This window comes from Blastococcus saxobsidens, assembly GCF_002938435.1.
In the GTDB taxonomy this organism is placed as follows: domain Bacteria; phylum Actinomycetota; class Actinomycetes; order Mycobacteriales; family Geodermatophilaceae; genus Blastococcus; species Blastococcus saxobsidens.
The window spans coordinates 33,401-50,483 of record NZ_POQT01000033.1 but is presented as its reverse complement, the minus strand read 5'-3'; the positions used below and the strand labels follow the sequence as shown (position 1 = coordinate 50,483).

The window sequence follows — 17,083 nt, the reverse complement described above, 5'->3', positions numbered from 1 at the left end:
CTGCAGATCGGAGGCGGCGCCGGTCAGGCTGAAGAAGCCCGCGCTGATCTGGGAGAACGCGAACAGGCCAGCTGCAGCGCCGACTGCGCCCTTCACTGCCCCGCTCACCTTGCTGCCCAGCCCACCCAGGGACCGGTCCAAGGGCCGCTCGTCCACCGAGTAGACGGCCTTGAGCTCAGCCACGGTCAGTGACATGTCGGGACCCCCCTCCAGGTCGTGACCGCCTGCCCCCAGCCCTTCAGCAGCTGACCGGAGGCGGACAGCCGGGCCTGGGCGCCGCAGCGGCGGAGTCGGCTGGCGTGGCGGCGACCGAAAGCCGCAATCTCCACGGCGGCGATGTGCGGCGCGGCAGCGGCCATGTCGGTGTCACCGCTGACCACCAGCGATTCGGCGGCGAGTGCCCGTAGCGCCTCCACGTGGCTGCGGGCGGCCGCCGGCATGGTGTCGGGGGCGCGCAGCGTCAGCCCGCCGGCGCGCACGATCACCGGATCGTCCCTGCTGCGAGCTGGCGGTGGATGGCGTCGGCGTTGGCGTCGAACTCGGCCACGGTCAGCGTGGACAGCTCCTCGCGGGTGAAGACGTGCCCGTCGGGGCGCTTGATGTCCGGGGGTGCCTGCCCGTCGACGGCGCCGGCGGCGGCCCACGCGGTGATCGCGTCAGCGTTGTCGGCGAGCTCCTGCGGGCCCATCGCGTCCAGCTCCGCCCGGGTGAACGCCCGGCTCATGCGCCGAACATCCCAGACGGCCGCAGCAGCCGCTGCGCCGATTCCCTGATGTCTCGGGGCAGCACGTCGGCGACCTCGCCGAGGACCATGCGGTCCACGGCCAGCGGCTCGAGGCTCGTGCCGTCGATGATGACCGCGGCGACCCGGCCGCCGGCGTTGTTGACGATGCCGTCCCAGCGCACCCGGACGCCGGCCACCTCCTCGTGGACCCGCTGGGACTCGATGACCTCCCGGCCGTCGACGGTTCGGGCGACACCGACGGTGAAGGTGCCCGCCGCGTCGGCGAACAGGTCGGTGAGGGCGGCGTTGTGCTCGTCGGCCACTTCGCGCAGCTCGGCGACGGCGGCGGCCAGCTTGCGGCGGGCACGCTCCAGGCGGCTGTCGTCACCGTCCAGGGTGGCGGCGACGGCGCGCGCCCGGTCGGCGACGACCGGCATGTGCGCCACGGTTGCCTCGTTGCGGCGCACCCGCTGCCGGTTCTGGATGCCCATCAACCGCACCTGGGCCATGTGCTTGCGGGAGGTGGCCCGCTCCAGCTCCAGCGGGTCCACCTGGCCGCTGCCGTGCAGCAGCTCCCGGTACAGGGCGTCGTACTGGGCTTCGGCCTTCTCGGCCTCCTGCTGGATCTCCTGGTACTCGAGCGCCTCCTGGGCGCGGAGCCGCTCGTCGCCGTCGATCCACGTCTCGGCGGCGGTCTCGGTGGCGGTCATGCGACGGCGGTCCTCTCGCTGGCGGTCGGCTGTGACCGGCGGGCGAGAGCGGCGGCGACCGCCGAGGCCGGGATGTCCCAGTCCCGACCCCGGCGGACCGCACCTGGCAGCTGGCCCCGTCGGGCACGCTTCCGCACCGCATCTGGCGTCACCCCGAGAAGGGGCGCCACCTCATCCGCCATCACGTGCCCAGCGTCAGGCCCGCGGTGTCAGCCCGGTCGTGCGTACGCGACCGTGGTGGGGCCAGCGGCTAGAACTGCCACTCCCAGCCCGACCCGTCGTAGACGGACGAGGGGCTGTAGACGAGCGTCCCGCTGGGCGCCGGCAGGTCCAGCAGCAGAGTGCCGGCGTACTGCGACCCCGGGCGGAGGGTGTCGGAGGGGAACAGCGCACCTTGGGCCAGACAGCTGTACGTGGCGATCGTGTCGAGGTTGGTGACGGTCACACCGTCAGCGCCGATGAAGTTCCAGTCGTAGGCGCTGACGGAGAGGAACCCTAGGTCCTCTGCGCTCACACCTGGCGCCGTAGCGACCCGCAGTTGCACCGCAGTGAGGTGTCCGTTCTCCGGCGGAGACGCGTAGTCCTCAGTGCACTGCACATCCGGGGTGATCGAGTCCACCGCGAAGGTTAGGACCGGGTCACCGTCCGGACCGGTCAAGCCACCCTCCTCGCCGATGGCCTTCACGATGTTGCCGCGCTCGTTGCGCTCCGGCTGCCCGGCCTCCGCCTCGGCGTCCGCGCTGGCGTTCGCCTCCTCCTCGGTCTGCACGTCGGGGAGCTCAGGGCCGGCGGACGAGTCCTCGGAGACCGAGCTGCCACAGCCGGCCAGCACCAGCACTGCGGAAACGAGGACGGGCAGAGATGACTTGAAGCGCATGGTTCCTCCGGGTTCGGTTTCGTGCAGCTCACCACGAAGAGACGCCCCTGTCTCGTAACGGTTGCGTCACGCCGCGGGGATCAGAACTCGTCACGGCCGTCCCCTCCCCGCGGGGCGGTGAAGGCGCGGGTGTCGTGCACGCACCGCGGGCGGGCGTGGATGCGCGTCCCGGACAACGTCTCCATCACCTCACCTTCGGACCGGGGCTGGCCGGACGGCCGGTCCTGCCAGCGCCTGGCCCGCGGCTTCACCGCGGCCATGGCCTGGGCCAGGCTGAGCGCCAGGTCGTCGTGCCCGAGCCGCTCCGGGACGGCGATCTTCAGGTGACCGGAGTCCCGCGTCTCGAACTCCAGGTTGTTCAACTGCCGCAGCAGCCCCGTCTGCGACTTCGGCAGCAGCAGCCTTCCCTGCTGGATCAGCAGGCGGAGCTGGGCGAACGCGTTCTCCTTGTAGGCAGCCGTCGTGTTCACCCCGACGATGGCCCGCGGGTACCCCCATCGCTCGGCCGCCATCTCCCGCATCGACTGCACCACCGGCGTGCCGGGGCCGTTCAGCTCGGCCAGCACGTGCCGCATGGTGAACCCCGGCCGGTACTTCCACACGCTGGGGTCGTGGTCGCCGTGGTCGATGATCCTGCGCGCGAACTGCGAGTAGGGCATGGCGAAGTTCTCCTCCACCCACGCCACGAAGTACACCCAGCCGTGCGGGTGAAGGTCGGTGTTGAGGTCGCCGTCCTCCAGGGCGCCCACCAGCGCCAGGGCGTTGGCGTCCTGCGCGAAGCCGAAGTCCACCCCGCCGACGACCAGGTCACCGTCCGCGGTCGCCGGGTCGATCAGCTGGTAGTCGGCGGTGACCGCCTCGAGCTCCGCGGTCGGGAAGTAGGAGCCGGCCTCGTCCACCCACTCGGCGAGGACCTCCTGCCGCCACTCCCGGTCCGACACCGCGTTCGACCGCCACATGTCCAGCAGCGTCTGATCCACCAGCGGCGACATGGTGGAGGGCCACCGCCACGACTCGTGGCCCTCCGCCGGCCGGTGCAGCAGCCGCTTCTCCCCGGCCCGCCACGTCACGGCGAAGAACCGGTCCTGCCGCCCGTACGGGGTGGAGGCCATCAGGATGCGCGACCCGGGGCGGGCGATGATCGTCCACCGGGCGGCCGTCCAGATCTCCTCCGCGATCTGGCACGCTTCGTCGAGCACGAGGAGGTCGACGCTGTGCCCGCGGATCTGCTTCTCCGACGCCGGCACCGACAGGATCGTGGACCCGTTCGACAGGGTGACCAGCGACTTGCCCTCGTCCACCAGCGACCCGCGGAGCAGCGGAGACGCCGCCAGGGCCGCGATCTCCGCCAGCAGCCGCTTCGCCGCCTCCTCACCCGCCGACAGGATCAGCACCCGCCGGCCCGACTGGCGGAACGCCTCGTGCAGCGCCGCCACCGCCAGCGTGCGGCTCTTACCGACCTGCCTTCCGGCCAGCACGCTTCGAATCCGGGCCGGGGACGCCAGCACCTCCCGCTGGTGATCCCACAGCGGCTCCCCGAGCAGCACGTCGGCGAACACCGCCGGGTCCTGCCGGGCCCGATCGATCTCGGTCACTGTCAGCGTCACATGCTCTCCTCGTCCTCGTCGTCATCGACGACCTGCCCGTCCACGTGCTGCGCGTCCCGCTCCCGCGCCTCCCGTTCCCGCCGATCCATCTCGGCCATCACCCGCGCCACGTCCACCTCGGTGGCCGCCCGGTCCCGGCCCAGCCGGGCAGCGGCCAGCGGGTCCAGGCCCAGGGCCCGCCGCCCCGACAGGGCCCGCGCCTCCGCCCGGTGGAGCAGCAGGTACGCCGACCGCACCCGGTCCTGCTCCAGGTCCCCCACCCCGTCCGCCGTCTCCTCCCCGGCCCGCGCCAGGTACTCGGTGAGCAGCTGCACCTGGGCCTCCGCCCGCGCCCACGCCCACAGCGCCGGCGCGTATCGCGGGGCCCGCAGATAGTCGGTCGACACGTCGGCGAGCACCGCCGCCCGGAGCTCCGCGGCCAGCGGGTCCACCTTCCGCGGGCTGTACGCCCCATGCTGCAGCGCGAGCGTGTTCCCCGGCGGACCATCGAACGGCGGCCGTTGACCGGGGAACTCCGGCACCCAACCCTCCGGGCCGCTCACGACCCCACCGCCCGCACCGTCACGCACGCCCCCGGGATGTGCAGCGCCCACGGATCACCGACATGCACCTTCGACGCCGTCAGGCGCACCACCTGCGAGTCGTCGCGCATCACCCCCGCGTCGACAAGGGCATCGAGCACCGCCCGCAGCAGCTTGTCCACGTCCCCCGACGACCGGGTGACCGGCCACACCCGCCGCGACTTCGGCGCCGACTTCGGCCGATCGAACGTGAACACCACCGCCACCGACACCGGACCCTCGAGACGGGACCAGCCACTGAGTGACGGGCCGCCACTCAGCGATGAACTGGCCGACACGACGTCGGTCAGTCCACTGAAGGCCTTCGAGGACTCCAGTCGCACCATCTCCGCGGCGTCACGCACATGGGTCGGAGACGGCTCCGACCCCGCGCCGCCAAGGGTGTCGGCAGTACCGACACCCTTCTTCCCGCCGCCGGGAGAAAGGGGGTCCACGGTGTGGGGCCCCTCCGAGATTCCGTCACCAGCAGCGACAGAACCCATCGCCGCCACAGCAGCCGCCTTCACCGACTCCCGCCACGGCAACAACCGGGCAGCGTTCCCATGCACCGACGGACGCCCCCGCCCCAGCGACCGGATCGACCCCTGCGGCGCAGGCTTCCCGAACGCCGAGAACACCAGGCCACCGCCCGCCAGCCGGCAACCCGCCAAGGGCAGGGGTACCCGTTCAGTGGGCACCCCTGCGACCACGGTTCCCGGCGCCGGGAAGCTTTCGGCCCCGGTCACCGCGCACCGCCGTCGCCGAACAACGCCAGCTCGATGAAGTCAGCCGCCGCATCCTCCAGGCCGGGGAACGCCTCGAACAGCCTGCCGCCGTCAGGGCGCTGCTCCACCCGCCCGTAGCCAGCGTCAGCGCAGCGCCGGAACGCCTCCCCCAGCAGCACCTGCCAGGCCAGCGGCACCGCGTCCGGACACCGGGCGCTCATGCCACACCACCAGCGGCAGACAGGGCAGGCTGAGCGTCATGCCCACCGTCATCGAACGACCCCACCACGCGCCCGTCCCCAGCCTCGTGGACGGCGCGGTCGTCCGACACCTCGTCGAGGACGGAGACCAGGAGACCATGTGCGGCGAACCGATCAGCGGAGCCCGCGAAGTGCGAACCTCGTGGAGCAGAACCGCCAACCGCTGCCCGGCCTGCGAACAGGCGCAGGTCGTCAGCTGACCCCAGCAGCCGCCTGGGACTCGCACACCGCCTTGACCGTGGACGCGTGCCAGGTGGCACCACCCCGAGCCGTGGGCACCCCGTCGGCCTGCAGCCGCTCGGCGATGGCCCGGAAGCTGGCACCGTCCCGACGCATCCCCACGACGCGGGCCACCACGTCGCCGCTGAGCGCCTGCGGGCGACCGAGACGGGTACCCCTGGCCCTGGCCGCTGCGAGCGCGTCACGGGTGCGCTGGCCGATGAGCCGCCGTTCGTACTGCGCCGCGGACACGACGACGTTCGCGGTGAACTCGCCGACCGGTGTCGTGGTGTCCACCCCCAGGTCGAGGCAGACCACGGACCAGCCACGGCGGGCAGCCCGGTCGAGCAGGGCACCGAAGTCGCCGACGGAGCGGGAGAGCCGGTCGAGCTTGGCGACGACCAGGACGTCGGCCTGCCGGCGGTCGAGACGGTCGAGGGCAGCGGTGAGGGCAGGGCGGTTGAGGTCCTTCGCCGACAGCCCCTCGTCGGCGAGGACGTCGAGGTCCCAGCCCCGGCGGCCGGCCTCCGCCTCGATCGCGGCGCGCTGGGCTGCGAGGCCCAGGCCGCTGCTGACCTGCTCGTCGGTCGAGACCCGGACGTAGCCGATGGCCCGTGGTGGCTGGTGCTGCAGAGCGGGTGCCATGCCGACGACTGTACAGTAAACAGGCGTATTCCGTACAGTGATCCGGGCTCACAAAGCCCGTGCGCGCGGGGGTTCCGGCGGATCAGCAGCGACCCGACGACGGATCGGATGGCCGTCCGGGGGTCTGTCCTCGTCTCCTGTCTCAGTGGGTGGGTCGCGCGCGGGGTGCGCACGCACTGCTCCGACTGCGCTGACTGCACCGACTGGCCCAGTGAGAGCAGTGAGTGCAGTGAGAGTGTTCTCCCCTGACTGTGCTCTGACTGGGTGCTCTGACTGGGGGTCACGGGGTGTCTCCTGTCTGGGTGCCGGGCAGCGACCAGTAGGTGCTGCGCGGGAAGCCGACGTTGGTGGACTGGATGCCGTTGCGGGTGCGGGCGCGCTTGAGGGCGTCGTAGCTGTGGCCGTTCTTGGCGCCGGCGGTCTTGATGTCGGCGGAGGGGGCGGTGCCGCCGTTGTCGGCGAGGTAGCCGAGGAGCCAGGCGCCGGCGTCGGTGGTGGCGGTGCGGTTGTCGCTGGTGTCGTGGCTGTCTTCGAGGACGGCGGCGAGCGACCGGGGGTCTTCTCCCGACCAGGTGAGGCGGCCGGTCCACACGGCCCCTTCGGGGGTGTCGGCGACGTGGGCGGACTCGATGCGGAACCGCAGCGTGGGCAGGTCCCCGCGGCCGAGGTTGTTCTTCGCCAGGCCGAGGAGCCGCAGCCCCGGGTCGTCCTGGTCCGCGATGACGTAGAGCACCGACCGGGCGACCGCGGCGAACGCCCGGCTGCCCATGAGGGAGCTCAGTGGGTCGCTGGTGCGCCCCTTGTTGACGTGGATCAGGCCGAGGACGGTGGCCCCGGTCCGGTCGGCCAGGGCTGTGAGCGGCTCCAGCGCCTGCCGCACCTCGGAGTCCTTGTGCGTGTCGAGGGCCGCGTCGAGGCGGGACATGAGCGGGTCGAGCAGCAGCAATGCAGCACCCACCGCCCGTATCTCCCGCTCGAGCGCGGTCACATCGGCCGGCAGGGACAGCCCGCCGGCGATGCCCTCACTGGTGGTGACGTCCACCCGGAACACCTGGTCCAGGTCGGCGCCGGCCGCGAGCAGCCGAGGGGCGATGGTGTGGCCCCAGGAGTCCTCGGTGGCGCAGACAACGACCGCCCGGGGGTTGCCCTTGTGGTGGCCGTCGAGCTGGCCGCGGGTGAGGTCCGCGGCCAGCGTGTAGGCGGCCGTCGACTTGCCGATGCCCTCCCGCCCGCCGAGCAGCGCCAGCGAGCCGAGGGGCAGGCGGCCGTCCCACAGCCACCGGACGGCGCGCAGGCGCACCCCGGAGGCCGCGGTCAGCGTGAGCTTTCGGCGGTGGCCTGCGGGGGTCTCGTCGGGCGGGTGGTCCGGTGGGGGCACGGCCTCATCCGGACCGACCAGCCGAGGGGCCGCGGTCATCGGTCCACCGCCGTGACGACGGTCCGCCACCGCAGCCCGTGGTCGGCCACGGCGAGCATCTCCGCCGAGTCCTCGATGTGCACGCAGAACGTGCGGGTGTCCTCCATCCACCGGGTGACGCCGGCGCGGCGGCACAGGGCGATGAACTGGCGGCGGGTGAGCCCGTAGAACCAGGCGGTACGCCGACCCACCTCCACCTCGAGCACGACCTGCGCGCGCCGGGGTGCGATCGGGTCCCGGCGGCCGTCGACCAGCGCAGGCAGGCGCCGGGCAGCCTCACGTCGCCGACGCAGCGCCTCCGGGACGGAGGCGGCCTCGCGGCTGGGCGCCGGCCACAGCTGCAGCGGGGCAGGCGTGTAGCCGGTAGCCAAGCCACCGCGTCCCCTACGCTGGATGTAGGGGTTCGGGCGCTGAGGGGCGACAGACTCCGGGAAGGGGCGGCCTGTGGCGGGCCGCCCCTTCTGCGCGCTCACGCTGCCGACCCGGTGTTGGTCGGGGCGAGGAGGGCGGCCAGGCGGGCGCGCTGCTCATCGGACAGCGGCGGCGCGGAGTCGATCAGCCGCTGGATGTACCGCTCGGCGGCGTACACCTTGCGGGCGGTGAGTGCCGGCGCCAGGCGGGCAGCTCGATCAGGGGTGCGGGCCCAGCTCTCGCGGGCACGCTCGGACGGGGACGTAGCTGGCACGGGACTCTCCCAGGCAGCAGCCAGCGAGCCCTCTCAGGGCTGTACTGGCCGGTGCTGGGTGTCACCGAGTTCTTCCCCTGACGGTGCCCGCGCTGACCGCCCCGGGTTGTGCGGCCCGTCCGCTTGGTGTCGACGCCGATCGCGGGATCGACGTACAGCGGCACGTTACATGGGTGACGTGTCAGCCGTACGTGACGACACGCCGCCCCGCCACTCGATGCGCACCTGCTCCGGGTCGAACGGGCGCCCCTTCCCCGCCGGCAGGATCGTCACGGTCATCAGCATGTCGATCACGGACCGCCGGTCGCGCACGCCCATCCCCTCCCAGGCGGCTTCGACGTCGTCGGCGGTGACCAGCTGCGACGCCGGGGAGTCCCCGAGCGCGGAGTCGATCCGGTCCTGCAGGCCCCGGATGAGCCGCGTGAGCTCCCCGGACCGGTCCCGCACCACCTGGGCGGACAGCAGCCCGTCGGCCAGCAGGTCGGCCAGGTCGTCGCGGCGCTGGTGCAGCGTGGCGACCTCCGCGCGCAGGGCGGCGACGTCCTCGGCCGGGGCGAGCAGGTCCGCGGCGTCCGGCCGGGCCAGCCTGCCGAGCACCACCGCCTCCACCACGCCGTCGACGAGGTCCAGGCGGCGGGACAGGTAGCAGGCCGGGCAGCGATAGCCCATGTACGGGGTGCCGCGGTTCTTCATCGGGGTGGCGAACATGATCCCGTCGCAGCGACCACACCGGGCCAGCCCCGAGAGCAGGTAGCGCAGCGCGGTGCCCTGCTGAACCCGGCGGCGGACGTCGCGCAGCACCTCGGCCAGCCGCTCCTGCGTCGCCGCGTCCAGGATGACCGGCCACGACCCGGTGGCGACGTCGGCGCCGTTGTAGGTGACCCGGCCGGCGTACCGCGGGTTCAGCAGCGCGCGGCGCAGGCTGGTGACGTTCCACCGCTGGCCCGCCGTGGTGGTCAGCCCCTGCCCGTCGAGAGCTCGAACGGCGGACGCCAGCGTGCCGCCGGCGAGCACGGTCTCCGCGGCGGCCTTCAGCCCGGCGGCCTCCGGTTCGACCACGACCACCCCGCCATTCGACCGGTCGTAGCCGAACGGGCGCCGCGTCCAACCCATGTGACCCGCGGCCGCGCGCTGCTCATTGGCCCGCCGCTGCCGCGCCCCCTTCCGCTCCACCTCCCCGCGGGCGACGGAGGCGAGGATGCGGGCGAGCATCCGCCCGGTGTCGGTGCCGAGGTCCAGATCACCGGTCACCGTGGCCAGGCGGACCCCGGTGGACTCGCACAGGGAGATGACCACCTCGAGGTCCACCAGGCGCCGCGTGAGTCGGTCGACGGCCCACACGACCACGACGTCCACGGCGCGGGCGCGCATCGCCTCCAGCAGCCGCTCGTAGCCCGGTCGAGGCTTCCCGGTACTGGCGGACAGGTCGTTGTCGACGATCGTGTCGATCACGTCCCAGCCGCGCTGCTCGGCCAGGCGCCGGCAGTCCTCGATCTGTCGCTCTACCGCTGCACCCTCGCCACCGCGGTCCAAGGACTGGCGGGCGTAGACGATGGCGCGACTCGACATGCCGAAAGGTTAGCGGTTGACAACCGCGACCATCATGGCGATCTCCTTCCGCCCGCCGGCCTCGAGCAGCCGGCGCTTGCCGGCCTCCCGGACGTCCGCGGCCTGGGCGCGCAGCACCTCGGCCAGCGGGGTGCCGCGCTCGATGGCCACGAGCAGGCCGTCGATGAAGCGGGCCAGCGGGTCCAGCGACGTCCGGTCGGCCACCTGCTGCAGCGCGTCGACCAGCGGGACGCCGGCACGGGCACGGCCGAGTGCGGCGCCGAGCTCGCGCGCCAGCTCGCCTCCGGACAGCCGGGCAACCCGGGCGATGGCCGCGGTGGGGCCCTCCCCCGCCGTCACCGCCAGCGCCAGCAGCTCGGCCACGACCGGGAACTCGGCGAGCAGCAGCTCCTCGCGCCGGTCGACCTGCTGGGTCAGCCACCAGTCACGCCCGAGGACGCCGCCGACCAGGCCGGCCACGCAGAGCAGCCCGGCGGAGAGGACGTTCAGGTCGCCCGCGAGGAGCGAGCCCACGGTGGCGACGACGGCCGCGGCGAGCAGGCCCAGCCCGCCCCACACCACCTGCTCGATGCGGAAGTCCTCGACGGTCAGCTCGCCGCCGAGCGCGTCCAGCCGACGGCGCACGGCCGCCCGCCCACCGAGGAAGCGGTCGACGATCCGGGCGCCGTTGCCGATGGAGGGGCCGGCGATCCGCCGCGCGGCGGTCAGCAGCCCCGGCTCGGTCGCCGTGCCCAGCAGCCGGGACGGCGGCGGGGTGTCGTGGACGTAGGGGGCGATCCGGTCGACCAGGCGGACCGAGCGGAACGGCGGCGCGTAGCCGAGCACGAGCAGCAGGCCGGTCGCCGCGGCCAGTCCGAGGAGCATCCCCACCATGCCGGCGCTCATCGGAGCACCCGCACGTCCTCGGGCAGCCGCCCGATCCGCAGCATCAGCCGGTAGGCCACCAGGCACACCGCACCGCCGCCGACGAGGATCGCCGTCCCCAGCGCCGAGTCGTAGGCGGCCAGCGTCGTGGACTGGGTGGCCAGCAGCAGCAGGACGATCCACGGCGCGGCGATCGCCAGCCGGGCGGCCTGCACGACCCAGCCCTGCCGCGTCTCCAGCTCGGCGCGGGCGCGGGCGTCCTCCCGGAGGAACGTCGACAGCGTCCGCAGCACGCGGCCCAGGTCGCTGCCACCGACCTCGCGGGCCACCCGCAGCGTCTCCACGATGCGGTCGCCCACCGGGTCGGCCAGGTCGCCCTTGAGCCGGTCGAGCGCCGCGCTGAACCGGCCGCTGGAGCGGTACTCGGCGGCGAAGCGGGCGAACGGCGGGCGCAACACCTCGGGGCCGCGCGTGGACAGCGCGCCCAGCGCCTCCGGCAGCGACAGCCCGGCGCGGACCGCGGAGGCCAGGTTGTCGACGACCTCGGGCCACACCTCGCGCAGGTCGGCCCGGCGCTTGCCGGCCAGCCGGCGCACCTGCATGTACGGCAGCAGGAAGCCGAACAGCCCGAAGGCCAGGCTGACGGTGATCGCGGCGGTGCTGAGCAGGACGACGACGGTCGCGAGCAGCCCGGCGCCGAACTGCAGGGCCAGCAGCTGGGCGCCGTTGATGCCGGTGAGGCCGGCGGCGGCGAGCAGCTGCTGGCGCCGGCCCGGACGGCGGGGGTCGGTGCGCCGCTTCGGTGCCCGCGACCCGCTGCGCCAGACCAGCAGCAGGCCCACCCCGAGCAGCAGCCCGAGGACGGCGCCGGACTCCGTCATCTCGACTGCCCGGTCATGCCAGCAGGGCCGGCAGGTCGAAGCCGGCGGCCGCGAACCGCTCGGCGTGCGGCGGGTAGCCGTCGGCGCGCACCAGCCGGCCGTCACGGGTGGTGAACACGTCGGCGGTCTCGACGACGCCGTCCTCCGCCCGGCCGGGCAGCGCGACGATCTCCCGCACCCGCCGGCGGCCCTCGGCGTCGGTGGCGGCGTGCACCACCAGGTCGACGCTGGAGGCGACCGTGGGCACGACGAACGACGTCCCGATGTTCTCCCCGGCCAGCAGCGGCAGGGTGCACATCTTCACCACGGCCTCGCGGGCGCTGTTGGCGTGCAGCGTGCACATGCCCGGCAGCCCGGAGTTCAGCGCGATCAGCAGGTCCAGGCACTCCTCCTGGCGCACCTCCCCCACCACGATGCGGGAGGGCCGCATGCGCAGCGCCTCCTTCACCAGCCGGCGCAGCGGGATCTCACCGGCGCCCTCGAGGTTGGGCTGGCGGGTCTGCATCGAGACGACGTCGGGCAGCGGCACCCGCAGCTCGAAGACCTCCTCGCAGGTGATCACCCGCTCCCGGGCGGGGACGGCGGCGCAGAGGCAGTTGAGCAGCGTCGTCTTCCCGGCCTGGGTGCCGCCGGAGACGAGGATGTTGAGACCGGAGGCGACCGCGGCCTCCAGGAAGCGGGCCGCCTGACCGGTGAGGGTGCCCAGCGACACGAGTTCGTCGAGGCTGTGCGCCTGCAGCACGAACTTCCGGATGTTGACCGCCATGTGCCGCCGGGTGATGTCCGGGATCACCACGTGCAGGCGCGAGCCGTCGGGCATCATCGCGTCGACGAACGGGGTCGACATGTCGATACGGCGACCCGAGGTGCGCAGCATCCGCTCGACCAGGTCGGCCAGCTCACCGGGCGCGAGGATCGTCGTCGTCAGCTCGCTGCGGCCCCGCCGGGCGACGAACACCCGGCCGGGCTCGTTGACCCAGATCTCCTCGATCTCGGGGTCGTCGAGGTAGCGCTGCAGCGGGCCGAAGCCGGCGACCCGGTCCAGCACGTCGCGGACGACGGACTCCACGTCGCCGATCGGGGGCAGTGCCGAGGTCAGCGAGCGCTCGGAGTAGTCGGCGACGACGTCGCGCACGAGCAGCCGGACCGGGCCGGGGTCGGTGAACGGGTCCAGCCCACGACGCCGGATCAGCTCGCGGACCTCGCCGTCCACGACATCCAGTGCAGTCGGCACGCCCATCCCCCGTCGAGCCCGTTGATCAACCGACCGGACTGTAAGGAAACGTTGCAGTCCGCGGGCCGCCGTTCACGGGTTCTGTGGACAACCGGGGGCCCACCTCCACCCGCGCGGGTGAACACCGGAGCCGGTTCCGGGTCGCGCCACCCGTGCCCCGACGCGGTCCTCGGAAAGATCTCCCGGCCGATGTCGAGAACGAGGAAGCGGCTCCGTCCCCGGGGTGGACGCGGCCACAATGGGCCGCCCGCACCGAGGAGAACCCCATGGCCAAGTACCTGCTGCTCAAGCACTACCGAGGCGCACCGACGGCGGTCAACGACGTGCCGATGGCCCGCTGGACGCCAGAGGAGGTGGACGCGCACGTCCAGTACATGCGGGACTTCGCCGATCGGCTCCGGGGCACCGGCGAGTTCGTCGGCGAGCAGGCGCTCTCCGAGAAGGGCATGTGGGTCCGCTCCGACGGCCAGGGGCGGCCCCCGGTCACCGACGGCCCGTTCGCCGAGACCAAGGACCTGATCGCCGGCTGGATGATCATCGACGTGGACAGCCAGGACCGGGCGATCGAACTGGCCGGCGAGCTGTCCGCCGCCCCCGGCGCGGGCGGTGCGCCGATCCACGAGTGGCTCGAGGTGCGCCCGCTCTACGGCGAGCCGTCGACGATCACGGAGTGACGCCGTGGTGGACGAGGCTCGGCTGCGGGCGCTCATCCCCACGGTCATCGGGATCCTCGGCCGCCGCGGAGCCGGCTTCGCGGCGGCCGAGGACGCCGTCCAGGAGGCGCTGGTGGAGGCCGTTCGCGTGTGGCCGGAGGACCCGCCGCGCGACCCGCAGGGCTGGCTGGTCACCGTGGCCTGGCGCCGGTACCTCGACGCCGTCCGCGCCGACACCTCCCGGCGACGGCGTGAGGAGCGGGTCGACGACGAGCCGGCACCCGGACCGGCTCCCGACGTGGACGACACGCTCCAGCTCTACTTCCTGTGCGCGCACCCGTCGCTGTCGCCGGCGTCGGCGGTCGCGCTCACGCTGCGCGCGGTCGGCGGCCTGACCACGCGCCAGATCGCCCAGGCCTACCTCGTTCCGGAGGCGACCATGGCGCAGCGCATCAGCCGCGCCAAGCGGACCCTGTCCGGCGTCCGCTTCTCCGACCCCGGCGACCTGGCGACGGTGCTGCACGTGCTGTACCTCGTCTTCAACGAGGGCTACTCCGGCGACGTCGACCTGGCCGCCGAGGCGATCCGGCTCACCCGTCAGCTGGCAGCGCGCACCGACGACGAGGAGGTGGCCGGGCTGCTCGCCCTCATGCTGCTGCACTCCGCGCGCCGCCCGGCACGGACGCGCCCCGACGGCAGTCTCGTGCCCCTCGCCGAGCAGGACCGCTCGCTGTGGGACACCGGCCTGATCGCCGAAGGGGTCGACGTCCTCCAGGCCGCGCTCCGCCGCGACCGCCTGGGCGGGTATCAGGCCCAGGCCGCCATCGCGGCCCTGCACGCCGACGCGCGCACGGCCGAGGAGACCGACTGGGTGCAGATCGTCGAGTGGTACGACGAGCTGGTCCGGCTCACCGGCAACCCGGTCGCCCGCCTCAACCGGGCCGTCGCGGTCGGCGAGGCCGACGGCCCGCGGGCCGGTCTGGCCGCCCTGGCCGAGCTCGACGCCGCCCTGCCCCGCTACACCGCCGTCGCCGCCTACCTGCACGAGCGCGACGGGAACCGGGCGACCGCGGCACGGCTCTACGCCGACGCGGCCCGGGCAGCGGACAACCTGGCCGAGCGCGACCACCTCACCCGGCAGGCGGCCCGCCTCAACGCCGGGCCCCGGACGTGACCGGCCACCGGAGCAGCGCGCCGGGCGGTTGCCCGGGGTCAGCTGAGGAAGGTGTCCCCGCCGGCCAGAGCGGTGAGCGCCACCATGCCGATGAAGGCGAGCAGCACGACCGCGATCACCCCCAGGGCGATCAGCCACGTCCGGACGTCGGACGCAGGGTTCAGCGCCGGCCGGCGGGCTCGTCGCTCGGCACGCTCGGCGGCCGGGGGTCCACCTCGAGCGGGGCGCTCGTGGGCGCCGTGCCGGAGGGCGGACGTCGGGCGCTGCTTGGTGACGCTCATGACCCACTCCACGTGCCGGGTCCGTCGCGGGCGTCGTCCGGCGCCCCGGACCGGATCCTGGGAGGACCCGCCCCGATCCTGGTCCCCGCCGCCCGCCGCGGACCAGAGGCGGACGACCCCGTGCGCTGCCGTCGGGTCACGGAGAACCTGCACCGCCGCGAGGCCGGCCGGTCCGGCGCGCCCGCGCGGAAGCCACCGGGCACTCGGCGACAGGCGTACCGTCCGCCGCACGGAGCCGTTCAGGCTCCCGATGAGGGAGCGCGCACCATGGGTGACAAGTCCCCGAAGCAGTCCATGACCAAGAAGGCCAGCGGGAAGTCGATCAAGGAGAAGCGGATCGACCGCAAGGCCAAGGCGGACACCACGTCGCAGATGGAGAACCTGACGCACGGCAAGAAGCACTGAGGCCCCCGGCCTGACCGGGGAGCGGGCGACGAGCCCGCACCCGGTTCCCCGGTTCAGCGCAGGACGGCGTCGATCAGGTGCGGGCCGGGTTCGGCCAGCGCCGCGCGCAGCTGGTCGGCCAGCTCCTCGGCCGTCGTCGCGCGGGTGGCCGGGACGCCCATGCCCTGAGCGATCGACACGAAGTCCAGCCCCGGGCCGCCCAGGTCCAGGAGCTTGCGGGCCCGCTCGCCGTCGGAGGCCGCGCCCACCTTCTGCAGCTCGTGCTCGAGGATCGCGTACGAGCCGTTGTCGCAGATGATCGTGGTGATGTCGGCCTGCTCGCGGGCGTAGCTCCACAGCGCCGAGATGGTGTACATCGCGCTGCCGTCGGCCTGGATGCCGATCACCGGCCGGTCCGGGCAGGCCACCGCGGCGCCGAGCGCCATGGGCAGCCCGTCGCCGATCGCCCCGCCGGTGAGGGACAGCCAGTCGTGCCGGGGGCCGGTCGAGGTCAGCTCGGTCAGCCCGACGCCGGAGGTCAGGGCCTCGTCGACGACGATCGCGTCCTCCGGCAGCAGAGCGCCCACCACCGCCGCCATCGTGCGCGGGTCCAGCGGCCCGGTCGGCAGCTCGGGGCGCTCGAACTCCGCGACGTCGGGCTTCGCGTCCGGCGCCACCGCCTCGGCCAGCGCCCGCATCGCCGCCACGCCGTCCTCCCCCGGCCGGCTGAGCACGTGCACCGTGCAGTCCTCCGGCACCGGGTGGCCGGGGACGCCGGGATAGCCGAAGAAGTGCACCGGTGCGGTGGTGCCGGCCAGGACCAGGTGCCTGGTGCCGGCGAGCGCGGCCATCGCCATCTCCGGCGGGTACGGCAGCCGGTGCAGGTCGGGCAGCCCGGCTCCGCGCGCGGTGCGGGCCGGGAAGGTCTCGACCACCAGCCGCGCACCCGTCCCGGCGGCGACCTGGGCCGCGGCCAGCTGCCCCTGGGCGGTCATCAGGTCCCCGCCCAGGAAGAGGACGACGTCCTCGCCGCCGCGCACGACGGCGGCGACGTCGTCCACGACCGACGGGGCCACGTGCGGCACCGGCCGCACCGGCTGCGCGTCGGCGACCTCGGCCCCGTCCTCCCAGCAGACGTCGGCCGGGAGGATCAGCGTGGCGATGCCACCGGTGGCGATCGCGGCGACGGCCTCGGCCGCGTCGGCGGCGACGTCGGCCGGGGACAGCGACCGGCGCACCCAGGTGGACACGGTGCCGGCGACGGCGTCGATGTCGGACTCCAGCGGCGCGTCCAGCCGCTTGTGCGAGCGCGCGTGGTCGCCGACGACGTTGAGCAGCGGGGCCTTGCCACGGCGGGCGTTGTGCAGGTTGGCCAGGCCGTTGCCCAGGCCGGGGCCGAGGTGCAGCAGCGTCGCCGCCGGGCGCCCGGCCATGCGCGCGTAGCCGTCGGCCGCGCCGGTGGCCACGCCCTCGAAGAGGGTCAGCACGCCGCGCATCTGCGGGACGTCGTCCAGCGCGGCGACGAAGTGCATCTCCGAGGTGCCCGGGTTGGCGAAGCAGACGTCGACGCCCGCGCCGACGAGGGTCCGGATCAGTGCCTGTGCGCCGTTCATG

Annotated in this window: 24 protein-coding genes; 4 read left to right on the top strand and 20 right to left on the bottom strand. The window is 73.7% G+C overall.

Annotated features, from left to right (window positions below; all coding sequences use genetic code 11):
* The 10 genes from C5507_RS17425 to C5507_RS17385 form a co-directional block, all read right to left on the bottom strand.
* On the bottom strand, positions 1-195 hold a 195-nt coding region (locus tag C5507_RS17425; RefSeq protein WP_158657637.1), incomplete at its 3' end, for a hypothetical protein.
* Positions 186-485 carry a hypothetical protein gene (locus tag C5507_RS17420; protein WP_104529774.1) on the bottom strand — a complete coding sequence of 100 codons (300 nt, stop codon included), beginning with the start codon at positions 483-485 and terminating at the stop codon, positions 186-188. The genes C5507_RS17420 and C5507_RS17425, both read right to left, overlap by 10 nt.
* Positions 482-724 carry a hypothetical protein gene (locus C5507_RS17415; RefSeq protein ID WP_104529773.1) on the bottom strand — a complete coding sequence of 81 codons (243 nt, stop codon included), beginning with the start codon at positions 722-724 and terminating at the stop codon, positions 482-484. Before C5507_RS17415 ends, C5507_RS17420 begins: the two co-directional genes overlap by 4 nt.
* On the bottom strand, positions 721-1,434 hold the full coding sequence (locus tag C5507_RS17410) for a hypothetical protein (protein WP_104529772.1): 714 nt from the start codon (positions 1,432-1,434) through the stop codon (positions 721-723). The genes C5507_RS17415 and C5507_RS17410 overlap by 4 nt, the downstream gene beginning before the upstream one ends.
* Positions 1,431-1,616, bottom strand: a complete 186-nt coding sequence (locus tag C5507_RS23550; RefSeq protein WP_130504335.1) for a helix-turn-helix domain-containing protein — start codon at positions 1,614-1,616, stop codon at positions 1,431-1,433. The genes C5507_RS17410 and C5507_RS23550 overlap by 4 nt, the downstream gene beginning before the upstream one ends.
* A gap of 68 nt (positions 1,617-1,684) precedes the next feature.
* Positions 1,685-2,311: a hypothetical protein gene (locus tag C5507_RS17405; RefSeq protein ID WP_104529771.1), complete on the bottom strand. Its 627-nt coding sequence runs from the start codon at positions 2,309-2,311 to the stop codon at positions 1,685-1,687.
* An 80-nt stretch (positions 2,312-2,391) separates the two neighbouring features.
* Positions 2,392-3,918 (bottom strand): terminase large subunit domain-containing protein, encoded by a 1,527-nt coding sequence (locus tag C5507_RS17400; RefSeq protein WP_104529770.1) that lies wholly within the window; start codon positions 3,916-3,918, stop codon positions 2,392-2,394.
* Complete coding sequence (locus C5507_RS23360) at positions 3,915-4,460, bottom strand: hypothetical protein (RefSeq protein WP_104529769.1); 546 nt, start codon at positions 4,458-4,460, stop codon at positions 3,915-3,917. The genes C5507_RS17400 and C5507_RS23360 overlap by 4 nt, the downstream gene beginning before the upstream one ends.
* The gene (locus C5507_RS22895; RefSeq protein WP_207225618.1) at positions 4,457-5,224 is read right to left on the bottom strand and encodes a RusA family crossover junction endodeoxyribonuclease; all 768 of its coding nucleotides are present in this window, start codon (positions 5,222-5,224) and stop codon (positions 4,457-4,459) included. Before C5507_RS22895 ends, C5507_RS23360 begins: the two co-directional genes overlap by 4 nt.
* A complete protein-coding gene (locus C5507_RS17385) occupies positions 5,221-5,424 on the bottom strand; it encodes a hypothetical protein (RefSeq protein ID WP_104529768.1) in 204 nt (67 codons plus the stop codon). The genes C5507_RS22895 and C5507_RS17385 overlap by 4 nt, the downstream gene beginning before the upstream one ends.
* A 38-nt stretch (positions 5,425-5,462) precedes the next feature.
* Here C5507_RS17385 and C5507_RS22445 point away from each other — a divergent pair, with 38 nt between their 5' ends.
* Positions 5,463-5,663 carry a hypothetical protein gene (locus C5507_RS22445; protein WP_130504116.1) on the top strand — a complete coding sequence of 67 codons (201 nt, stop codon included), beginning with the start codon at positions 5,463-5,465 and terminating at the stop codon, positions 5,661-5,663.
* Here C5507_RS22445 and C5507_RS17380 read toward each other — a convergent pair.
* The 8 genes from C5507_RS17380 to C5507_RS17345 all read right to left on the bottom strand — a co-directional run bounded on the left by C5507_RS17380 (position 5,656) and on the right by C5507_RS17345 (position 12,977).
* Positions 5,656-6,327: a recombinase family protein gene (locus C5507_RS17380; protein ID WP_104529767.1), complete on the bottom strand. Its 672-nt coding sequence runs from the start codon at positions 6,325-6,327 to the stop codon at positions 5,656-5,658. The two genes, C5507_RS22445 and C5507_RS17380, sit on opposite strands and share 8 nt — an antisense overlap.
* Positions 6,328-6,607: 280 nt before the next feature.
* On the bottom strand, positions 6,608-7,744 hold the full coding sequence (locus C5507_RS17375; protein ID WP_104529766.1) for an AAA family ATPase: 1,137 nt from the start codon (positions 7,742-7,744) through the stop codon (positions 6,608-6,610).
* Positions 7,741-8,115: a hypothetical protein gene (locus C5507_RS17370; protein WP_104529765.1), complete on the bottom strand. Its 375-nt coding sequence runs from the start codon at positions 8,113-8,115 to the stop codon at positions 7,741-7,743. Before C5507_RS17370 ends, C5507_RS17375 begins: the two co-directional genes overlap by 4 nt.
* A 98-nt stretch (positions 8,116-8,213) precedes the next feature.
* Positions 8,214-8,429 (bottom strand): hypothetical protein, encoded by a 216-nt coding sequence (locus C5507_RS17365; protein WP_104529764.1) that lies wholly within the window; start codon positions 8,427-8,429, stop codon positions 8,214-8,216.
* Positions 8,430-8,594: 165 nt separating this feature from the next.
* Entirely contained in the window at positions 8,595-9,998 is a 1,404-nt protein-coding gene (locus tag C5507_RS17360; RefSeq protein WP_104529763.1) for a recombinase family protein, read from the bottom strand.
* Positions 9,999-10,007: 9 nt separating this feature from the next.
* Complete coding sequence (locus tag C5507_RS17355; RefSeq protein WP_104529762.1) at positions 10,008-10,883, bottom strand: type II secretion system F family protein; 876 nt, start codon at positions 10,881-10,883, stop codon at positions 10,008-10,010.
* Complete coding sequence (locus C5507_RS17350) at positions 10,880-11,743, bottom strand: type II secretion system F family protein (protein WP_104529761.1); 864 nt, start codon at positions 11,741-11,743, stop codon at positions 10,880-10,882. Before C5507_RS17350 ends, C5507_RS17355 begins: the two co-directional genes overlap by 4 nt.
* Positions 11,744-11,756: 13 nt before the next feature.
* Positions 11,757-12,977, bottom strand: a complete 1,221-nt coding sequence (locus C5507_RS17345) for a TadA family conjugal transfer-associated ATPase (protein ID WP_242610903.1) — start codon at positions 12,975-12,977, stop codon at positions 11,757-11,759.
* 266 nt (positions 12,978-13,243) lie between these two features.
* On the opposite strand from C5507_RS17345, the gene C5507_RS17335 reads away from it, so the two are divergent.
* Positions 13,244-13,651: a YciI family protein gene (locus tag C5507_RS17335; protein WP_104529759.1), complete on the top strand. Its 408-nt coding sequence runs from the start codon at positions 13,244-13,246 to the stop codon at positions 13,649-13,651.
* Positions 13,652-13,655: 4 nt separating this feature from the next.
* Positions 13,656-14,804 carry an RNA polymerase sigma factor gene (locus C5507_RS17330; RefSeq protein ID WP_242610902.1) on the top strand — a complete coding sequence of 383 codons (1,149 nt, stop codon included), beginning with the start codon at positions 13,656-13,658 and terminating at the stop codon, positions 14,802-14,804.
* 38 nt (positions 14,805-14,842) lie between these two features.
* Here the strand turns inward: C5507_RS17330 and C5507_RS17325 are convergent, their stop codons facing one another.
* Positions 14,843-15,085 carry a hypothetical protein gene (locus C5507_RS17325; RefSeq protein WP_130504115.1) on the bottom strand — a complete coding sequence of 81 codons (243 nt, stop codon included), beginning with the start codon at positions 15,083-15,085 and terminating at the stop codon, positions 14,843-14,845.
* A gap of 267 nt (positions 15,086-15,352) precedes the next feature.
* On the opposite strand from C5507_RS17325, the gene C5507_RS22720 reads away from it, so the two are divergent.
* The gene (locus C5507_RS22720; RefSeq protein ID WP_165400413.1) at positions 15,353-15,490 is read left to right on the top strand and encodes a hypothetical protein; all 138 of its coding nucleotides are present in this window, start codon (positions 15,353-15,355) and stop codon (positions 15,488-15,490) included.
* Positions 15,491-15,543: 53 nt separating this feature from the next.
* Here C5507_RS22720 and C5507_RS17320 read toward each other — a convergent pair whose 3' ends face one another.
* A complete protein-coding gene (locus C5507_RS17320; RefSeq protein WP_104529757.1) occupies positions 15,544-17,082 on the bottom strand; it encodes an acetolactate synthase large subunit in 1,539 nt (512 codons plus the stop codon).
* Between the last annotated feature and the right edge of the window lies 1 nt (position 17,083).